The following is a 14701-nucleotide window of genomic DNA, read 5'->3' on the forward strand; positions in this document are numbered from 1 at the left end:
TCACACTCACTTGGCGGGCACTGCCAGCCATTCTCCCAGCGCCTGCTGATACTCGCCGGTGGCCTTGCTCAGGTGCAGCCATTGGTCCACGTAGCCTTTCCAGGTGACATCGTCGCGTGGCAACAGGTAGGCCTTTTCGCCGTATTGCATGGACCGGGTCGGATTGACCGCACACAGGCCGGGCATGCGTTTCTGCTGGTAGAGCGCTTCGGAAGCATCGGTGATCATCACGTCAGCTTTCTTGTCCAGCAGCTCCTGGAAGATGGTCTTGTTGTCGTGAAATGCCAGGGACGCCTTTGGCAGATGAGCGCGAGCGAAGGCTTCATTGGTGCCACCGGCGGGTTCAATCAGGCGCACAGAGGGCTGGTTGATTTGCTCGACCGTCTGATACAGGGCCTGATCGGCGCAGCGGACCAGCGGGATTTTGCCATCGATGTCCAGCGTGTTGCTGAAAAACGCTTTTTTCTGGCGTTCCAGACTCACCGAGATGCCACCCATACCGATGTCGCATTTACCGGCCACCATGTCCGGCATCAGGTTTTTCCACGTCGTGGGCACCCACTGCACATTCACCCCCAGGCTCTTGGCCAGTGAACGGGCCATGGTGATATCGATGCCTTCGTACTCACCGTCTTCGCGCAGCAGGGTGTAGGGCTTGTAGTCGCCAGTGGTGCAGACAGCCAACTGGCCAGCTTGCAGCACCTTGTCCAGATGCGAGGTGTAGTCCTGAGCCTGAGCCATGCCTGTGATACCCAGCAGCAGGGCGGTCAGGGCGCTGTATTTAAGATTCATCATCAGTCTGGATGCTCTCAGCGGTGCAGTCGGTTTTATTGGAGTCGACAGATTGCTTCATTTGTCAGGTCGATGTGAAGCTGTAATCAAAACATGCCGTTGGCCGGGGGAGGGTAAATCAGGGGTTGAACATTTCGTAAAAAAGCGTAATGTTGTGCCCCATGATTCTTGAGCAAATCAAAGCGGTCGGCAATGACACTCGCATGTTGATCATGGAGTGGCTGAAAAACCCGCAAGCCCATTTCCCTCCCCAGGACCACGGTGATCCGGCGATAGGCGTGTGCGTGTCGCACATTCAGGCCAAGGCCAACCTGTCGGCTTCTACCGCGTCTGCGCATCTGGCCATCCTGCAACGTGCCGGGCTGGTTCAGGCAACGAGGATTGGCAAGTGGACCTATTTTCGCCGTGATGAGCAGGCCATCGACCGGTTTGCCGACAGGCTCAAGAAAGAACTCTAGGCTTTGAGCGCTACTTATACATTTCGTCATTTTGCGTAATGTTGAATTGATAGGAGATTGATCATGAGCAACACAACCATCTACGTACAGGCTGGCGGCGGCTACGATCAGGTCAGCGTTGGCGAAAGCGAAGTGCTTGCACCTAAAGCCGGTGAGATCACTGTGCGTCTGCACGCCAACTCGCTCAACTATCACGACTTCGCGGTCGTCACCGGCATGTGGGCACCGACGGAAAAACGCATTCCCATGGCCGATGGTGCAGGCGTCGTCACCGCAGTAGGCGAGGGCGTCAGCGAGTTCGCAGTTGGCGACTCCGTGGTCAGCACGTTCTTCCCTGAATGGATCAGTGGCGAGCCGCTGGTTGAAGGTTTTGTCACAGTGCCGGGTGATGGCGTCGACGGTTATGCCCGCGAGCAGGTCACTGCCCGTGCCACCTCGTTCACCCTTGCGCCAAAGGGCTACAGCCATGCCGAAGCGTCCACGCTGACCACCGCTGGCCTGACCGCGTGGCGTGCGCTGATGGTCGATGACGCGTTGAAAGCCGGCGATACCGTTCTGGTACAGGGCACTGGCGGTGTATCGATTTTCGCGTTGCAGTTCGCCAAGATGGTCGGTGCGACCGTTATCGCCACGTCGTCGAGTGATGAAAAGCTGGAGCGTCTGCAAGCCATGGGCGCCGACCACCTGATCAACTACCGCAAGGACAGCAACTGGGGCGAGACTGCCCGCAAGCTGACCGGCGGCCGCGGTGTGGATCACATCATCGATGTGGGCGGTCCATCGACCCTGCAGCATTCCATGAATGCGGCCCGGGTCGCTGGCCACATCTCGGTCATCGGCATTCTGAGCGGTGTTGCCGGTCAACTGGAGTTCGTGCCGGCGCTGGTCAAACAACTGCGCATGCAGGGCGTGCTGGTCGGCAGTCGCACCCAGCAACAGGACATGATCCGCGCCATTGATGCCAACGGCATGCGTCCGGTCATGGACCGTTCCTTCCCAATGACCGACATCGTCGAAGCGTTCCGTTATCAGGAAACCAATCAGCATTTCGGCAAGATCTGCCTGGATATCTGATCCGCAACACTGTGCTGTTAACTGAGCACAGGTGAACGGCGCTGGCCTGCCGACCCTGGTGTCGGCAGGCCAGTCGTGATGTTTTGCATTACTTTCCCCGGCGATCCCCGTTCATTTCCTTGCATCAAGTTCGCAGGTCTGTGGTCACATCCTCTGTGGCATGAAAGACGTTCGTGCTGTGCAGCCTCCGCGCTGCCTGGTGCCACGTTCAATTCGATTATCAGATCAGGGACGCATTGAAATTATGAAACCTCATCTTTTGCTAGGTCTGCTTGGCGTTTTCTCTTTCGGTGTTCAGGCTGCATCGCTGGACGTTCCGATCAATCTGGTCAGCGCTGATGGCGCACCCAAACCTGTCGGCAGCGTTACGGTGAGCGAAACGCAATACGGCTTGCTGTTCACTCCGAATCTGAAAGAGCTGCCTGCGGGCATCCACGGTTTTCATGTGCATGAAAACGGCAGTTGCGAAGCGGGTACCAAAGACGGCAAGAAGGTCGCAGCCCTCGCGGCTGGCGGTCACTTTGACTCGGCCAAGACCGGCAAGCATCTGGGGCCTTACGCCGATGGCCATCTAGGCGATCTGCCTGCGCTATACGTGGCTGCTGACGGCACTGCGACTTATCCGGTGCTTGCCCCACGCCTGAAGAAGCTCTCGGAAGTCAAAGGCCACGCGCTGATGGTTCACGCCGGCGGCGACAACCATTCCGACCAACCGGCACCTCTGGGCGGTGGCGGTGATCGTGTTGCCTGCGGCGTGATCTGATGCCGGGTGCCTGCATCCGTTTCGGGTGCAGGCACGCCAATGGTTACAGCTTTCTAGCGTGAGTGAGAAGGGCGCTATACCGTTCTCTCCACGACGCGGCGCAGAGCAATCACGCGTGCTTGAGCGCATCCCCATGATGCATCGCCGAATGACCGGTCTTGTCGCTTTTCACTTCGTACTGCGGATCGTCCTTTGAAGCGGGCCGATGTTTGCCCATGAACTCCACGTCTTGCACATGTACTTTGGTGACTTTGCCATGCACCTGGCCTGCCTCGGAGTTCCAGTGTACGGCGTCACCAACTTTGAATGCGGTGGTCATTCAGATGTCCTCGAGTGGGGAGCGACTGATCTGCAGCATTCGCTCGTTACTGTTCGGAGTGTTGGGCACAGCAAGAATTCACTTCGGTTGATTGTGTGGTTGGCCTTTATCTTGCTCATGTATCCGCAGTTCGTTAAGAAGGAAGTGCTGACATGATGAAGTGGCTTACAGGCGCCCAGATTACTGATGATCAAACTCGGGTTATTGCTGACGGCGTCTTGCAACACGGTCGCGCATTGTCCGAGGCGAAAGGGGGAATGGCTGATCCTATTGCCTGCATGATCACGGAGAACGATCTATTGATTGGCGGCGCCACAGGCCGAACCGAGTTTCAGCGGCTGTTTGTGAGTTATCTCTGGATCGATGCCGGGTCGCGCGGAAAAGGGCTCGGGGCGCAGACGTTGCACAGGCTTGAGGCATTGGCCATCGAGCGAGGCTGCACTGACGCGCTGATCGAAACGCTGGATGACGATATCGCCAGCTGGTACGCGCGTTGCGGTTACGTGCCGATCGCATGCCTTCCACGCTACTGTGGCCCCTGGAGCCGGCACACGCTGTTGAAGTCGTTCGGTGCACAGGAGCGCATGTGAAAGAAGTACAATTGGCGCTGCCATCGCCCGGCACACCGCCTGCTTGTCGCGAACCTCACTCCATGCGCAACACCGCCAGCCTGCGCAGGATCTTCAGCACGTAGCCTTTTTCAATCATCGCGCCATGGTGTCCATCGCAAAAACGCTCGCCTCTGATGCAGTACGTCAGCAGCGTTTGCATATCAGCGAGGTTTGCCTGGGCGATATAGATGTCGTCATTGAGCATGTCCGCCGCGCCATGATTAAGGTAATCAATGTCACACCAGCAGTCTTTGGCCACCGCGCGATAAAACGCTTCGACTGCCGGAAAGTAGTCTGGCCAATAGGTGTTTTCCTTGATGATATAAGTCTTGATCGCCACGCCGTCTGGGTACAGCAGTGGCAGGTAGGAGAGTAACTGGTCAATATCGTCGGCCCCCGGCGAGGGTTCATCAGGCAAACGTGTTTCGCTTGAGGGATGTGGCAGAAATGTCCTGACCTGTCTTGGCGTATGTTCGGCCACATAAATATCAAACGCCCATACTTGCCCGGCCGTCAGTCGCTGGTCTTTGTAGTGCTGCACATATTCTTGATAGCGTTGAAACGCGTCCGATTGCGCGCCGTCGGCAAACAGCGAAGCAATAGCAGCGGATTGAGTCAGCCAATAAACATCTGGCGAGCTTTCGGCTTTTGACGTAACGATGTCGATTGCCGCTGACTGCAGCTCTCTGGCCAACTGCCGTCCTGTTTCACGGCATGACTCGTCCTGACTGGCTGGATCAGCCTGTTCCGTTTGCGCAACGTAGGCGTGGTAGCGGGCTCGCAGCGGTTCGTCCTGTTGCCTCAATGGGGGGCAGGCAGGTGGCTGCAGACGCAGTGGCTCCGGCTCTTTATAGACTGGCAGCCAAGCCAGATTTTCCTGCACGCGTGACATGGATTCTTGCTGATCGGCAGGCTGCGCAGGCGGCAACCGATCAGACTGCTGCCCCTTGGGCTTTCGGTCGAAGCGCGCTTTCAGGCGCATCAGCAGCTTGATCATATGGGCACTCCAGTGCATCGCCTCGATTTAAAAGGGGATTCTCGCATCATTATTCCGGTGGAAATCTCGGCATGGAAAACATCTTTAGCGCGTCCGCTGGCGCTACGTCGGTCCATGAACTGCAGATCGTCACCGAGATGATGGGGCGTATCGGACAACTGCCCAAGCTCTGACACGACGTCCTGGCCTGTTGCAATGACAGGCCCGGGTTCGATTAGCCATTTTCAATCCAGCGCGCAGGCAAACGAAGCAGACGGCGAGGACAAACGAGTCTTGATCTAAGCGCATTCCACTCGGTTGCGGCCCAGACGCTTGGCCTGATAAAGCGCCTTGTCTGCACGCTGAATGAGGCTGGCAGCCGATTCTCCGGTGCTGAGCTCTGCAACGCCCAGTGAAATGGTCACCGACCCTGTTTCCGGGATCACCAGGCTTTCAACGCTCTTGCGAATGCGCTCCGCGAGTTCGGCCGCCTGTTTCAACGAGCTGTCGGGCACCAGGATCAGAAACTCTTCTCCTCCCCATCGAGCGGCGACGTCCAGCAGGCGGATACGCTGTTTGAGGATGGCCGCAACGCTGGTGATTACGCTGTCGCCGGCAGGATGGCCATACCGGTCGTTGACCGCCTTGAAATGATCGATATCGCAGATGATCAGGCTGAACGGCTTGCCCGACATGCTCACCGCAGGTATCTGTCGCTCAAGCGTATGCTCGGCTGAACGACGGTTATCCAGCCCGGTCAGCGGATCGCTGTGAGCAATCTCCAGCAACTTTTGTTCACGGCCCAGGCGCGTGGTTACATCCTGGCTGATGCTGACATAGTGGGTGATTGCGCCCTCCAGGTTACACAGCGGCGAAATGCTGTGTTCCGCATAGAACAGCGAGCCATCCTTGCGCTTGTTAATGAAGGTCGTGCGAAGCGGGGCGCCACTCTTCAGCGCTTCCTTGAATTGCGCATAGAACGCCTCATCGTGTTTTCCAGAGCTCAGCATCCGCGGGTTTTCGCCGAGGATTTCGCTGCTGCTGTAGCCAGTGATCTGCTGAAAGGCCTCATTGGCAAACACGATGGTGGAATTGCAGTCGGTGATGATAATCGGATCAAGCGCAGCGTTCAGTGCCTGCGCCAGCAGGTGTTGCTCACGCTCGGCGCGGATGCGCGGGCTGATGTTCTGCTGCACGGAGACAAAGTTGCACACCGTGCCTGCATCGTCGCGCACGGGAGAAATTTTCCATTCGACGATGTAAGGACTTCCGTCCGCGCGGTAATTGACTGTCGACCCTTCGAAAAAAAGACTTTCGCTCAGGCATTCGCGCATCCGCTCGATCACTTGAGGATCGGTGTCCGGGCCTTGCAGGATCCGTGGCGAGGCACCGATCAATGCCTCGGCCGTGTAGCCGGTCATGGAGCAGAAGGCCGGATTGACGTACACGATGAAGGGACCGCCATTGGCCAGATTGGCGTCGGTGATCAATACGGCATTGAATGACTGTTCAACAACTGCTTCAAGCAAGGCAAGACGCTGGCTGGATGAGGTCATCTGATTTCCTGTCGAGTGATCCGTTAATTGATCGCGGCTCTGATCAGATAATGTGTGACGCAATGCCGGTTGGACAATGGATGCCGTGAGTTGGACCGCAGGCACTGAGCACTGGTTGCACTGGCACTATACCCACATGAATAAACGGGTGCATGACGCCCATCACGACGGTATTCAGTACGCTGCGCAGAAATTCCTGGATCAGTTACCAGATCATTGGCAAGATTTTACAGGTAGAGACACATTACAAGACAGCATGCTCACGCTCAGGCTGCGCAATGGCCGGGAGTCATTCCGGCCCATCACCGTCGGCGTAAATCAGGCAGTGCATTCGGCAGCGGACTTGATGATATGCAGCAGTGCCTCTGAGCGCATCGGCCTGTTCAGCAGATAGCCCTGAAAGTAAGGGCAGCCCATTTTGCGCAGCAGGTTGTATTGTTCCGCTGTCTCCACGCCTTCCGCGGTGATATCCAGATTCAGCGCTCGGCCCAGCGACAGGATGCTGCTGACAATGGCTTCGCTGCGCTCATACGTCATCATTCGGGACACGAAGGACCGATCGATCTTCACAGCATCGATCGGGTAGCGGTCGATGTAGCCGAGCGAGCTGTAACCCGTGCCGAAGTCATCCAGCGCCACTCGCACGCCAAGCTGCCTGATCTGTCGGAGAATCTCCGCGATCGCGTCAGGCTGATAGAGAAACACCGATTCGGTGACCTCAATCTGAAGCTGGCCCGCAGGCAGGCCGGTGGCGGCGATGATCCGTGTCACCTGATCGACGAATCCAGGGTGGCTCAACTCTTTCCCGGACACATTGACGTTGAGCCTCAGGTCCAGGTGAGAAAACTCCTTGCGCCAGGCCTGCACTTCGCTACACGCCTGATGCATGACCCAGGCCCCCAGCTCATGAATGATCCCGAGGTCTTCGGCAATCGGGATGAACGCATCGGGGGAAATGATGCCCATGGTGGCATGGTTCCATCTGACCAGCGCCTCGACCCCGACCAGGTGTTCACAGTTACCGCTGTAAATCGGCTGATAAAAGACCAGGAAGTCCTTGTCTTCCAGTGCCTGGCGCAGCGCGTTCTGAATCACCAGCGTATCGATCGCCGCCTCGCGCATCGAGGTGTTGAAGATGCTCCAGCGCCCTCTGCCCTGTTTTTTCGCGGAGTACATGGCCACATCGGCATCACGCAGCAACTCTTCGGGCTTGGTATGGCTTTCACCTGCGGTGACAATGCCGATGCTGCACGAGATGAAAATGTCCTGGCCTTCGATCTGTATTGCCGTGTGCAATTGACTGACGATACGTTCAGCCATTTTTACGGCAGTCTCAGGCTGATCCTTGCCCATCAGCAGGATCGCAAATTCGTCGCCGCCGATTCGTGCCAACACGTCATTCGAGCGAACGCAGGTCTGCAATCGGTTCGCGACTGCCTTGAGCAACTTGTCACCGGCCAGGTGCCCCATGCTGTCGTTGACCACCTTGAAGCCGTCCAGGTCCAGAAACAGTACCGTTGCCCGTTCGTAACGAGAATCACGGGTTGCAAATGTCGTGGTCAACTCGTTCATCAGGTAAGCGCGGTTGAACAGCGAGGTCAGCTCATCGTGGAAAGCGATATAGGTCAGCTCTTCGGAAATGCGTTCGCGTTCCTCCAGCCGGCTCTGTAGCGCAAGCTTTTCCTCCCACTCCAGCCGAGCTCGCTGAGCCAGTTGCTGAGACTCCTTGCGCTCGGTGATATCGCGCTGCACGGACACCCAGTGGGTGAACCAGCCTTTTTCGTTGGCCACCGGCACAATGCTCAGCTCGACCCAGAACTGGCTGCCATCCTTGCGGGTGTTGAGCAGTTCGACCTCGACCGGTCGCCAGTGACTGAGCGCCTCGCGAATAACGTCCAGGGTTGCCCGACTGGTGTCCTCACACTGCAGGATCCGGGGCGTGCGGCCTATGACTTCCTCTTCAGTGAAGCCGGTGATCGCCAGGAACGCAGGGTTGCAATAGACGATACGCGGGCCGGGCAGATCGATGGGTTCCGCTTCGGTGATAAGAATCGCGTCATTGGCGTTGATGACCACCGACTCAAGCAAGCGCAGGCGTTCGAACGAAGTCACCAGCGGGTTGTTGGCCTCGGGGTCACGCCCCGGTTGCAGGTAAGTGCGAATATGAACCGCCTGGGCCTGCAGCGCGTAGCGTTGCGCTGCGCTCAGCACCGTTGCGTCATCGCTGTTGCTCAACAGCATTGCGCCGAGCAACTCATGCCTGAAGCCACGGATAGCGACGTAGATCAGCGTCGCCCCCGTGTTGGTTTCCATCACATTCACCGGACTGTCCTGACCGACCAGCACCACGTCGCCATACGACGAGATCATCCTCAACCATGCCTCACCCGCTTGGGGCAGGCTTGGACCAAAGGTGACCAACTGCTCCCAGCCTGTAGCGCTGGATACCATCAGTAAACCGGCGGTGCACGAGGCGGAGTGAGCAGCGGCCTGCAATACCTTGGCAACATCTTCAATATTCGTCGGTATGACGTGGTCGTGCTCATAGCCCTGTGGGTTCATCGATCACTATTCCTGAGTGGCGCGCATGTGTGGCCCGGATCATGTTTGGCAGCGCATAAGCGGTGGATCCGTCCTGTGGACCTCTTCCAGCTGCGCGGAGACATGGCCTGGTTGATTGAGCAGTTTTCAGCTGCGACTACGTACAGACTTGAAGTTGCTCACGACGTTTGGTCGAGGCGACGACTGACCCATTGCCTAACAAGCCAGGCTGTCATTCACCGGCGAATCTGCAGTAGGGGTTTATGTGTTAATACAGCTAATACGAGATGATGGTTAAGTGCTATTACGTACTAATGGCTAGGACAGGGCTGGTTTGAAAAGGTTGCATGGGACGGTAGATGCCTGGATAGACTGATCTATACGCCTTGTTTCAGTGTGTTCTGGTTTACGGTTTTTATACGTACGTGCAAGTCCACCCATGCGATGGTCTGTCAGATTCATGGTCCTCACGACTGGTAACACAGACGCGCATCGGCAGGTGTCGAGAAAACCTTTTTAGGGCTATGATCTGGTCGTTGAGGTTCATATTGAATATGCCGATAAGGAGGATTCATGCCCAGATCTCCAGAAAACATACTGTCTGAAGAAGCTATTCAGGAGCTGGAAGCCCAGATCCCGGCTAAAGCGTCCATCGCAACCAGAATGGCTTATGAGAAGGCAAAATCGTCCGGGCAGACAGTGTTGTTGTCCAAAGGAGGATTTATCGTCGCCGAATGTGCGGACGGCACGGAGAAAGTCGTGTGTGCCTCGAAGCCGAGACGCAAGGTAACGACCGGCTCTTTCAGGATCGGCCCAGGGTCCACTACCAGTGCCCGTACCTAGGCTACGTGTCTTTGCCGGCCCCAACGGTTCAGGCAAAAGCACCATCAAACGCATACTTCATCCTGACCTGATTTACATCTACGTCAATGCTGACGACCTTGAGCGTGAGGTGGGTGACAACGGGTTTCTGGATCTTTCTTCCTTTTCGATTGACGCTGACCAGCAGGCTTTCCGGACGTTTTTTTCGTCCCACCCCCTCATTGAAAGAGAGCAGTTGGCTTGCCAGGCTGAGCATTTCGTCCTCACCGCCCATTCGCTATTGATTGAAGGCATTACCTTCACGTCCTACCACGCCTCGGTGGTTGCTGACTTCATCAGGCATCAATTGCTTGATCAGTCCGCCAGCTTCACGTTTGAGACGGTCATGTCAGATCGTTCCAAAGTGGAGTTCATCAAAAAAGCCAAGGCAATGGGATACCGGACCTATTTATATTTTGTCGCTACCGAAAACCCGAGTATCAATATCAACCGGATCGCGATTCGTGTTGGCGAGGGCGGGCATAATGTCACACCGGAGAAAGTGCATACTCGTTATCACAGATGCCTGGCGTTACTGCCGGAGGCCATCCAGGCGACGAGCCGAGCATACTTGTTTGATAACTCCGGAGATACTGCAGAGCTCGAAGCAGAAATCACAGACGCTTCGATTGTCGAATACAAAGTTGACGAAGTCCCGGAGTGGTGCAAAGTCTCTATTGAAGAGCTTGAACGGCTTATCGATCCGCAACCTTAGAAGTGCTTTTTATCTGAGTACGAGCGCTTGGCTACAGATCGCAAAGCGCACATACGCTCACGCCTCATACCGCCGCCGCGCATCACTGAGCATGGAGATCGTCAGTTTGCGTACTTCCAGTTTGCTGATCTCTACATGGGAGCGCAGCAGCAATAATGCTTCGTCACGTTTGCGCGCCTGAAGGGCATTGAGGATCGCGGCGTGTTCGAGGTAGGTATGTTCGATACGTGCGCTTTTGAAGAAGTCCAGACGGCGCACGATCCGGATGCGCTCGGTCACTTCCTGGTGGATACGGGCCATTTCCAGGTTGCCTGAAGCGGCTACCAGTTGGGTATGGAACTGTTCATCGAGGTCGGCGACTACTTGCATGTCTATCTGCCAGCTATCGCGATCGATCAACCAGTGTTGGCGCAGAACAGTGAGTTCCGGATGCACTTCGGCCGATGCACAGATGCGCTCGACCGCTGCGCACTCCAGGACGATGCGCAGATCGTATAGCTGGTCGATCTGGTTGAAGTCCAGAGGCCTGACTGACCAGCCACGCCGGAACTCGACATCCAGATAGCCTTCGCGCTGCAGGCGGTAGAGCGCGTCACGCACTGGTGTTCGCGAGACCTGATAACGGTCGGCCAGTTGGGTTTCGGTGAAGCGGTCGTAGGGCAGCAGGTAGAAGTCGAAAATCTCCTGCTTGAGCCGCCGATAGACGTCTTCAGCCAGCGCGTTGGTGGTGTTCGGGGAATTCAAGGGCGTGGCTCCAGGCTGCTCAGGTCAATGCTGACATGTGCGGCAACGACTTTCCAGCCGCCCTCCAGTCGCGCCCAGGTCTGCATCTGCCGGCCAAGGCGCTGGGTGACGCCATCATGAAACTCGGTACTGACCGTGGCGAAGTCTTCACCGAAGGTGCTCACCACAGTGCGCAGCAGCGTGCGGCCCGGTCCGACCGGCTGACACTGGCGTCGATAGCGCGCAATCGTGTCGGCGCCCTGCAGGTTCTCCGCGACGCCGTAGCGGACGGTCTGTTCGGAATTCCAGAAATACGCATCCAGCGTGCTCAGCTCATTGGCCAGCAGGGCGCGTTCGTAGTCGTGAAAGGCGTGGGTCACTTCAGCGACCACGTGGGGGAGGTTGATGTCCATCAATGTGTGCTCCTTGTCTGCAGCGCCTGCTCCAGGTCCGTCAACGAGGCAACCCGGCCGACAATCCCGCCTTGTGCGGTGATCATCTCCAGCGTGGCCTGTTTGAACGCGGGAAAGTAGCTTTCGGTCGCGTCCTCGATCAGCAGGCAGCGATAACCCCGGTCATTGGCTTCGCGCATGCTGGTCTGCACGCAGACTTCGGTGGTGACGCCGGCAAAGATCAAATGGGTGATCCCGGCGTCGGTCAGCCGCTGCTGCAGGTCGGTGGCGAAGAACATGCCTTTGCCGGGTTTGTCGATGACCCACTCGCCAGCGCGCGGCGCCAGGGTGTCGATAATCTGATTGCCGGGTTCGCCGCGAATCAGGATGCGCCCCATCGGACCGGGATCGCCGATGCGCAGGCCCGGCGAGCCATGGTCACGTTTGGCTTGCGGGCAATCGGCAAGGTCCGGGCGGTGCGATTCACGGGTGTGGATCACCGTCATGCCTTCACCGCGCGCCAGCGTCAGCAGGCGTTGCACGGACGGAACGATGGCCTGCAACGGTGCGACATCGTTGCCCAGTGCGGCACCAAAGCCGCCGGGTTCGAGGAAATCGCGCTGCATGTCGATGATCACCACAGCGGTACGGGACGTGTCGAAGGCGAAGCGGTCAGGGCGCGCATTGACCTTGTTCATGCCGGTTCCCCCGCGAGATGCTCGGCCCCGGCCATGTGTCGGCCCAGCTCGGTACGGTCGGCGTCCGCTGCGCTGGTTTCAAACACCAGCTCGCCGTCGTGAATGACCACGATACGGTCTGCCAGGCTCAGCAGTTCGTCGAGGTCTTCACTGAGCAGCAGGACCGCTGTGCCGCTGTTGCGAGCGTCGATCAGGCGCTGGTGAATGAGCGCGACACTGGCGAAGTCCAGACCGAATACCGGGTTGGCGACGATCAGCACTGCGACGTCGTGGGTCAGTTCACGGGCCAGTACAGCGCGCTGCACGTTACCCCCGGACAAGGTGCCGATCGGCCGATCAGGATCGTTGGGCGACACTTGGAACTGCTCAATCAGGCTGCGTGCCTGGACTCCTGCTGCGCGACGATCCAGGCGCCAGCCCTGGCGACAGAGCGGCGGCTGGTCGAAATTGCGCAGGGCCAGGTTGTCAGCCACGCTGAACGTGCCGATGCAGGCGTTGCGCAGGGGTTCTTCAGGCAGGCTGAACACGCGCAGGCGCTGCATCTGTTCACGCCGTGCGTGGTAAGGCTGACCGTCGACTGCTATCTGCCCGGCGCTGAAGGCGCGCTGGCCGAGCAGCGCTTCGGTCAGTTCGCGCTGACCGTTGCCAGAGATGCCTGCAACCCCGACGATCTCACCCGGATGAACCGCCAGAGACAGGTTTTTCACCGCCAGCGTGCCTTTGTCGCCAGGCACATCCAGGCCTGCCACCTGCAACTGCGGCGGACGGGCTGCCATCGCCGGGCGCTCGGTGCTCACCCCGCGTACCTGTGCCTCGCCCATCATCCACGCCGCCATCTGTTGCGTGGTGGTGTCAGCCACTGCCGCGCTGCCCACCCAGCGACCCTTGCGCAACACAGTGACGTCATCGGCGTAGGTGCTGACTTCGCGAAACTTGTGGGTGATCATCAGGACGGTCAGTTCGCCACGATGCGCCATCGCCTGCATCAGCCCCAGCACTTCGTCGGCTTCCTGCGGCGTGAGCACCGAAGTGGGTTCGTCGAGAATGACCAGTCGACGCTCCAGATACAGCTGTTTGAGGATTTCCAGTTTCTGCTTTTCGCCGGCCGCCAGGCTGCTGACCGGCCGATGGATGTCCAGTCGAAAAGGCATTTTTGCCATGAACGCTTCCAGGCGCTGGTGCTCGCTGGCCCAGTCGATACGCCACGGCAGATCGCCGCGCGACAGCACCAGGTTTTCCGCCACGCTCAGGCCCGGCGCGACGGTGAAGTGCTGATACACCATGCCGATCTGCAACTGATGAGAGTCGCGCGGGGTGCGAATCTCGTGTTCGCGGTTGTTGATCAGAATGCTGCCCGACTGCAGCGGGCTGTAGCCAATGATGCCTTTGACCAGCGTGCTCTTGCCGGCGCCGTTCTCGCCGAGCAGGGCGTGGACGGTGCCGGCGCGGACCTTGAAGGACACCTCGTCGAGTGCGCGAAACGCACCGAAATGCTTGCTGGCACCAATCGTCTCAAGGCTCGGGGCGCGCATGTTCATGCTCCCCACAGGTCGCGAAGCATCGAGGAATGGCCGACCGCACCGAACACGCCACCCTGCATTTTGACCATGCTCAGGGCCGCCGCATGGTTGCCAGGATCGGTCGCCCCGCAGCAATCTTCCAGCAGCAGGCACTCGAAGCCACGGTCATTGGCTTCGCGCATGGTGGTGTGCACGCAGACGTCGGTGGTGATGCCGGTCAGGATCAGATTGTCGATGCCGCGAGTGCGCAGAATCAGTTCCAGATCGGTGGCGCAGAAGGAGCCTTTGCCGGGCTTGTCGAGCACGATTTCGCCGGGCAGCGGTGCCAGCTCGTCGATGATTTCCCAGCCCGGCTCGCCCCGTACCAGAATCTTGCCGCACGGACCCGGGTCGCCGATTCCCGCGCCGATGCGCTGCGAGCGCCAGCGTTTGTTGGCGGGCAAGTCACTGAGGTCCGGGCGATGGCCTTCGCGGGTGTGGATGATGGTGAAGCCCAGCAGGCGCATCGCGGCGAGCAGCGCCTTGATCGGCTCGATGGGCGCTCGGGTCAGGGCCAGGTCGTAGCCCATGCTGTCCACGTAGCCGCCGACGCCGCAGAAGTCGGTCTGCATGTCGATCACGATCAAGGCCGTGTTGTGCGCATGCAATTGCCCGTTCCAGGGCCAGGGGTAGGGCGCCGATGCAATATGACGTTCGCTCATG

The 14701-nt window shown here is 58.2% G+C and carries 16 protein-coding genes; 6 read left to right on the top strand and 10 right to left on the bottom strand.

Annotated elements, in window-relative coordinates; all coding sequences use genetic code 11:
- Positions 1-6: 6 nt before the first annotated feature.
- Positions 7-795 carry a transporter substrate-binding domain-containing protein gene (locus tag GE543_RS05250; protein ID WP_153220944.1) on the bottom strand — a complete coding sequence of 263 codons (789 nt, stop codon included), beginning with the start codon at positions 793-795 and terminating at the stop codon, positions 7-9.
- A 146-nt stretch (positions 796-941) separates the two neighbouring features.
- Between GE543_RS05250 and GE543_RS05255 the strand changes: the two genes are divergently transcribed.
- The 3 genes from GE543_RS05255 (at position 942) to sodC (ending at position 3087) form a co-directional block, all read left to right on the top strand.
- A complete protein-coding gene (locus GE543_RS05255) occupies positions 942-1250 on the top strand; it encodes a helix-turn-helix transcriptional regulator (protein WP_017277782.1) in 309 nt (102 codons plus the stop codon).
- Between the two features lie 63 nt (positions 1251-1313).
- The gene (locus GE543_RS05260) at positions 1314-2324 is read left to right on the top strand and encodes an NAD(P)-dependent alcohol dehydrogenase (RefSeq protein WP_003365244.1); all 1011 of its coding nucleotides are present in this window, start codon (positions 1314-1316) and stop codon (positions 2322-2324) included.
- 244 nt (positions 2325-2568) lie between these two features.
- Complete coding sequence (sodC, locus tag GE543_RS05265) at positions 2569-3087, top strand: superoxide dismutase family protein (protein WP_153220945.1); 519 nt, start codon at positions 2569-2571, stop codon at positions 3085-3087.
- Positions 3088-3196: 109 nt separating this feature from the next.
- Here the strand turns inward: sodC and GE543_RS05270 are convergent, their stop codons facing one another.
- Positions 3197-3406 (bottom strand): DUF2945 domain-containing protein, encoded by a 210-nt coding sequence (locus GE543_RS05270; RefSeq protein ID WP_003320186.1) that lies wholly within the window; start codon positions 3404-3406, stop codon positions 3197-3199.
- Positions 3407-3558: 152 nt separating this feature from the next.
- Between GE543_RS05270 and GE543_RS05275 the strand changes: the two genes are divergently transcribed.
- Positions 3559-3996 carry a GNAT family N-acetyltransferase gene (locus GE543_RS05275; protein ID WP_153220946.1) on the top strand — a complete coding sequence of 146 codons (438 nt, stop codon included), beginning with the start codon at positions 3559-3561 and terminating at the stop codon, positions 3994-3996.
- Positions 3997-4051: 55 nt separating this feature from the next.
- On the opposite strand, the gene GE543_RS05280 is transcribed toward GE543_RS05275, so the two are convergent.
- The 3 genes from GE543_RS05280 to GE543_RS05290 form a co-directional block, all read right to left on the bottom strand.
- Positions 4052-5014 (bottom strand): DUF6508 domain-containing protein, encoded by a 963-nt coding sequence (locus GE543_RS05280; RefSeq protein ID WP_153220947.1) that lies wholly within the window; start codon positions 5012-5014, stop codon positions 4052-4054.
- Positions 5015-5292: 278 nt separating this feature from the next.
- Positions 5293-6549, bottom strand: a complete 1257-nt coding sequence (locus GE543_RS05285; RefSeq protein WP_153220948.1) for a sensor domain-containing diguanylate cyclase — start codon at positions 6547-6549, stop codon at positions 5293-5295.
- A gap of 318 nt (positions 6550-6867) precedes the next feature.
- Positions 6868-9111, bottom strand: coding sequence for a bifunctional diguanylate cyclase/phosphodiesterase (locus tag GE543_RS05290; RefSeq protein WP_103689216.1), 2244 nt, complete (start codon positions 9109-9111; stop codon positions 6868-6870).
- Between the two features lie 552 nt (positions 9112-9663).
- Here GE543_RS05290 and GE543_RS27335 point away from each other — a divergent pair.
- Positions 9664-9933 (top strand): hypothetical protein, encoded by a 270-nt coding sequence (locus GE543_RS27335; RefSeq protein WP_003341904.1) that lies wholly within the window; start codon positions 9664-9666, stop codon positions 9931-9933.
- Positions 9920-10666: a zeta toxin family protein gene (locus GE543_RS05295; RefSeq protein ID WP_249724784.1), complete on the top strand. Its 747-nt coding sequence runs from the start codon at positions 9920-9922 to the stop codon at positions 10664-10666. Before GE543_RS27335 ends, GE543_RS05295 begins: the two co-directional genes overlap by 14 nt.
- Before the next feature lie 57 nt (positions 10667-10723).
- On the opposite strand, the gene GE543_RS05300 is transcribed toward GE543_RS05295, so the two are convergent.
- The 5 genes from GE543_RS05300 to GE543_RS05320 are packed head-to-tail and all read right to left on the bottom strand — an operon-like array spanning position 10724 to position 14700.
- Positions 10724-11410, bottom strand: coding sequence for a GntR family transcriptional regulator (locus tag GE543_RS05300; protein ID WP_153220949.1), 687 nt, complete (start codon positions 11408-11410; stop codon positions 10724-10726).
- Positions 11407-11802, bottom strand: coding sequence for an oxalurate catabolism protein HpxZ (gene hpxZ, locus GE543_RS05305; RefSeq protein WP_003314099.1), 396 nt, complete (start codon positions 11800-11802; stop codon positions 11407-11409). Before hpxZ ends, GE543_RS05300 begins: the two co-directional genes overlap by 4 nt.
- Positions 11802-12479, bottom strand: coding sequence for a cysteine hydrolase family protein (locus GE543_RS05310; protein WP_153220950.1), 678 nt, complete (start codon positions 12477-12479; stop codon positions 11802-11804). The genes hpxZ and GE543_RS05310 overlap by 1 nt, the downstream gene beginning before the upstream one ends.
- Positions 12476-14017, bottom strand: coding sequence for an ABC transporter ATP-binding protein (locus GE543_RS05315; RefSeq protein WP_178118545.1), 1542 nt, complete (start codon positions 14015-14017; stop codon positions 12476-12478). Before GE543_RS05315 ends, GE543_RS05310 begins: the two co-directional genes overlap by 4 nt.
- Positions 14014-14700 (bottom strand): cysteine hydrolase family protein, encoded by a 687-nt coding sequence (locus GE543_RS05320; protein ID WP_153220952.1) that lies wholly within the window; start codon positions 14698-14700, stop codon positions 14014-14016. The genes GE543_RS05315 and GE543_RS05320 overlap by 4 nt, the downstream gene beginning before the upstream one ends.
- Position 14701 lies beyond the last annotated feature (1 nt).

Origin of the sequence: Pseudomonas sp. SZ57 (genome assembly GCF_009495975.1) — a bacterium.
In the GTDB taxonomy this organism is placed as follows: Bacteria; Pseudomonadota; Gammaproteobacteria; order Pseudomonadales; family Pseudomonadaceae; genus Aquipseudomonas; species Aquipseudomonas syringae.

Coding starts and splice junctions, on each gene's coding strand:
- GE543_RS05285 (WP_153220948.1), bottom strand. CDS start 6,549: ATGACCTCATCCAGCCAGCGTCTTGCCTTGCTTGAAGCAGTTGTTGAA.
- GE543_RS05315 (WP_178118545.1), bottom strand. CDS start 14,017: ATGAACATGCGCGCCCCGAGCCTTGAGACGATTGGTGCCAGCAAGCAT.
- GE543_RS27335 (WP_003341904.1), top strand. CDS start 9,664: ATGCCCAGATCTCCAGAAAACATACTGTCTGAAGAAGCTATTCAGGAG.
- GE543_RS05250 (WP_153220944.1), bottom strand. CDS start 795: ATGATGAATCTTAAATACAGCGCCCTGACCGCCCTGCTGCTGGGTATC.
- GE543_RS05275 (WP_153220946.1), top strand. CDS start 3,559: ATGATGAAGTGGCTTACAGGCGCCCAGATTACTGATGATCAAACTCGG.
- hpxZ (WP_003314099.1), bottom strand. CDS start 11,802: ATGGACATCAACCTCCCCCACGTGGTCGCTGAAGTGACCCACGCCTTT.
- GE543_RS05290 (WP_103689216.1), bottom strand. CDS start 9,111: ATGAACCCACAGGGCTATGAGCACGACCACGTCATACCGACGAATATT.
- GE543_RS05310 (WP_153220950.1), bottom strand. CDS start 12,479: ATGAACAAGGTCAATGCGCGCCCTGACCGCTTCGCCTTCGACACGTCC.
- GE543_RS05280 (WP_153220947.1), bottom strand. CDS start 5,014: ATGATCAAGCTGCTGATGCGCCTGAAAGCGCGCTTCGACCGAAAGCCC.
- GE543_RS05270 (WP_003320186.1), bottom strand. CDS start 3,406: ATGACCACCGCATTCAAAGTTGGTGACGCCGTACACTGGAACTCCGAG.
- GE543_RS05255 (WP_017277782.1), top strand. CDS start 942: ATGTTGTGCCCCATGATTCTTGAGCAAATCAAAGCGGTCGGCAATGAC.
- GE543_RS05320 (WP_153220952.1), bottom strand. CDS start 14,700: ATGAGCGAACGTCATATTGCATCGGCGCCCTACCCCTGGCCCTGGAAC.
- sodC (WP_153220945.1), top strand. CDS start 2,569: ATGAAACCTCATCTTTTGCTAGGTCTGCTTGGCGTTTTCTCTTTCGGT.
- GE543_RS05260 (WP_003365244.1), top strand. CDS start 1,314: ATGAGCAACACAACCATCTACGTACAGGCTGGCGGCGGCTACGATCAG.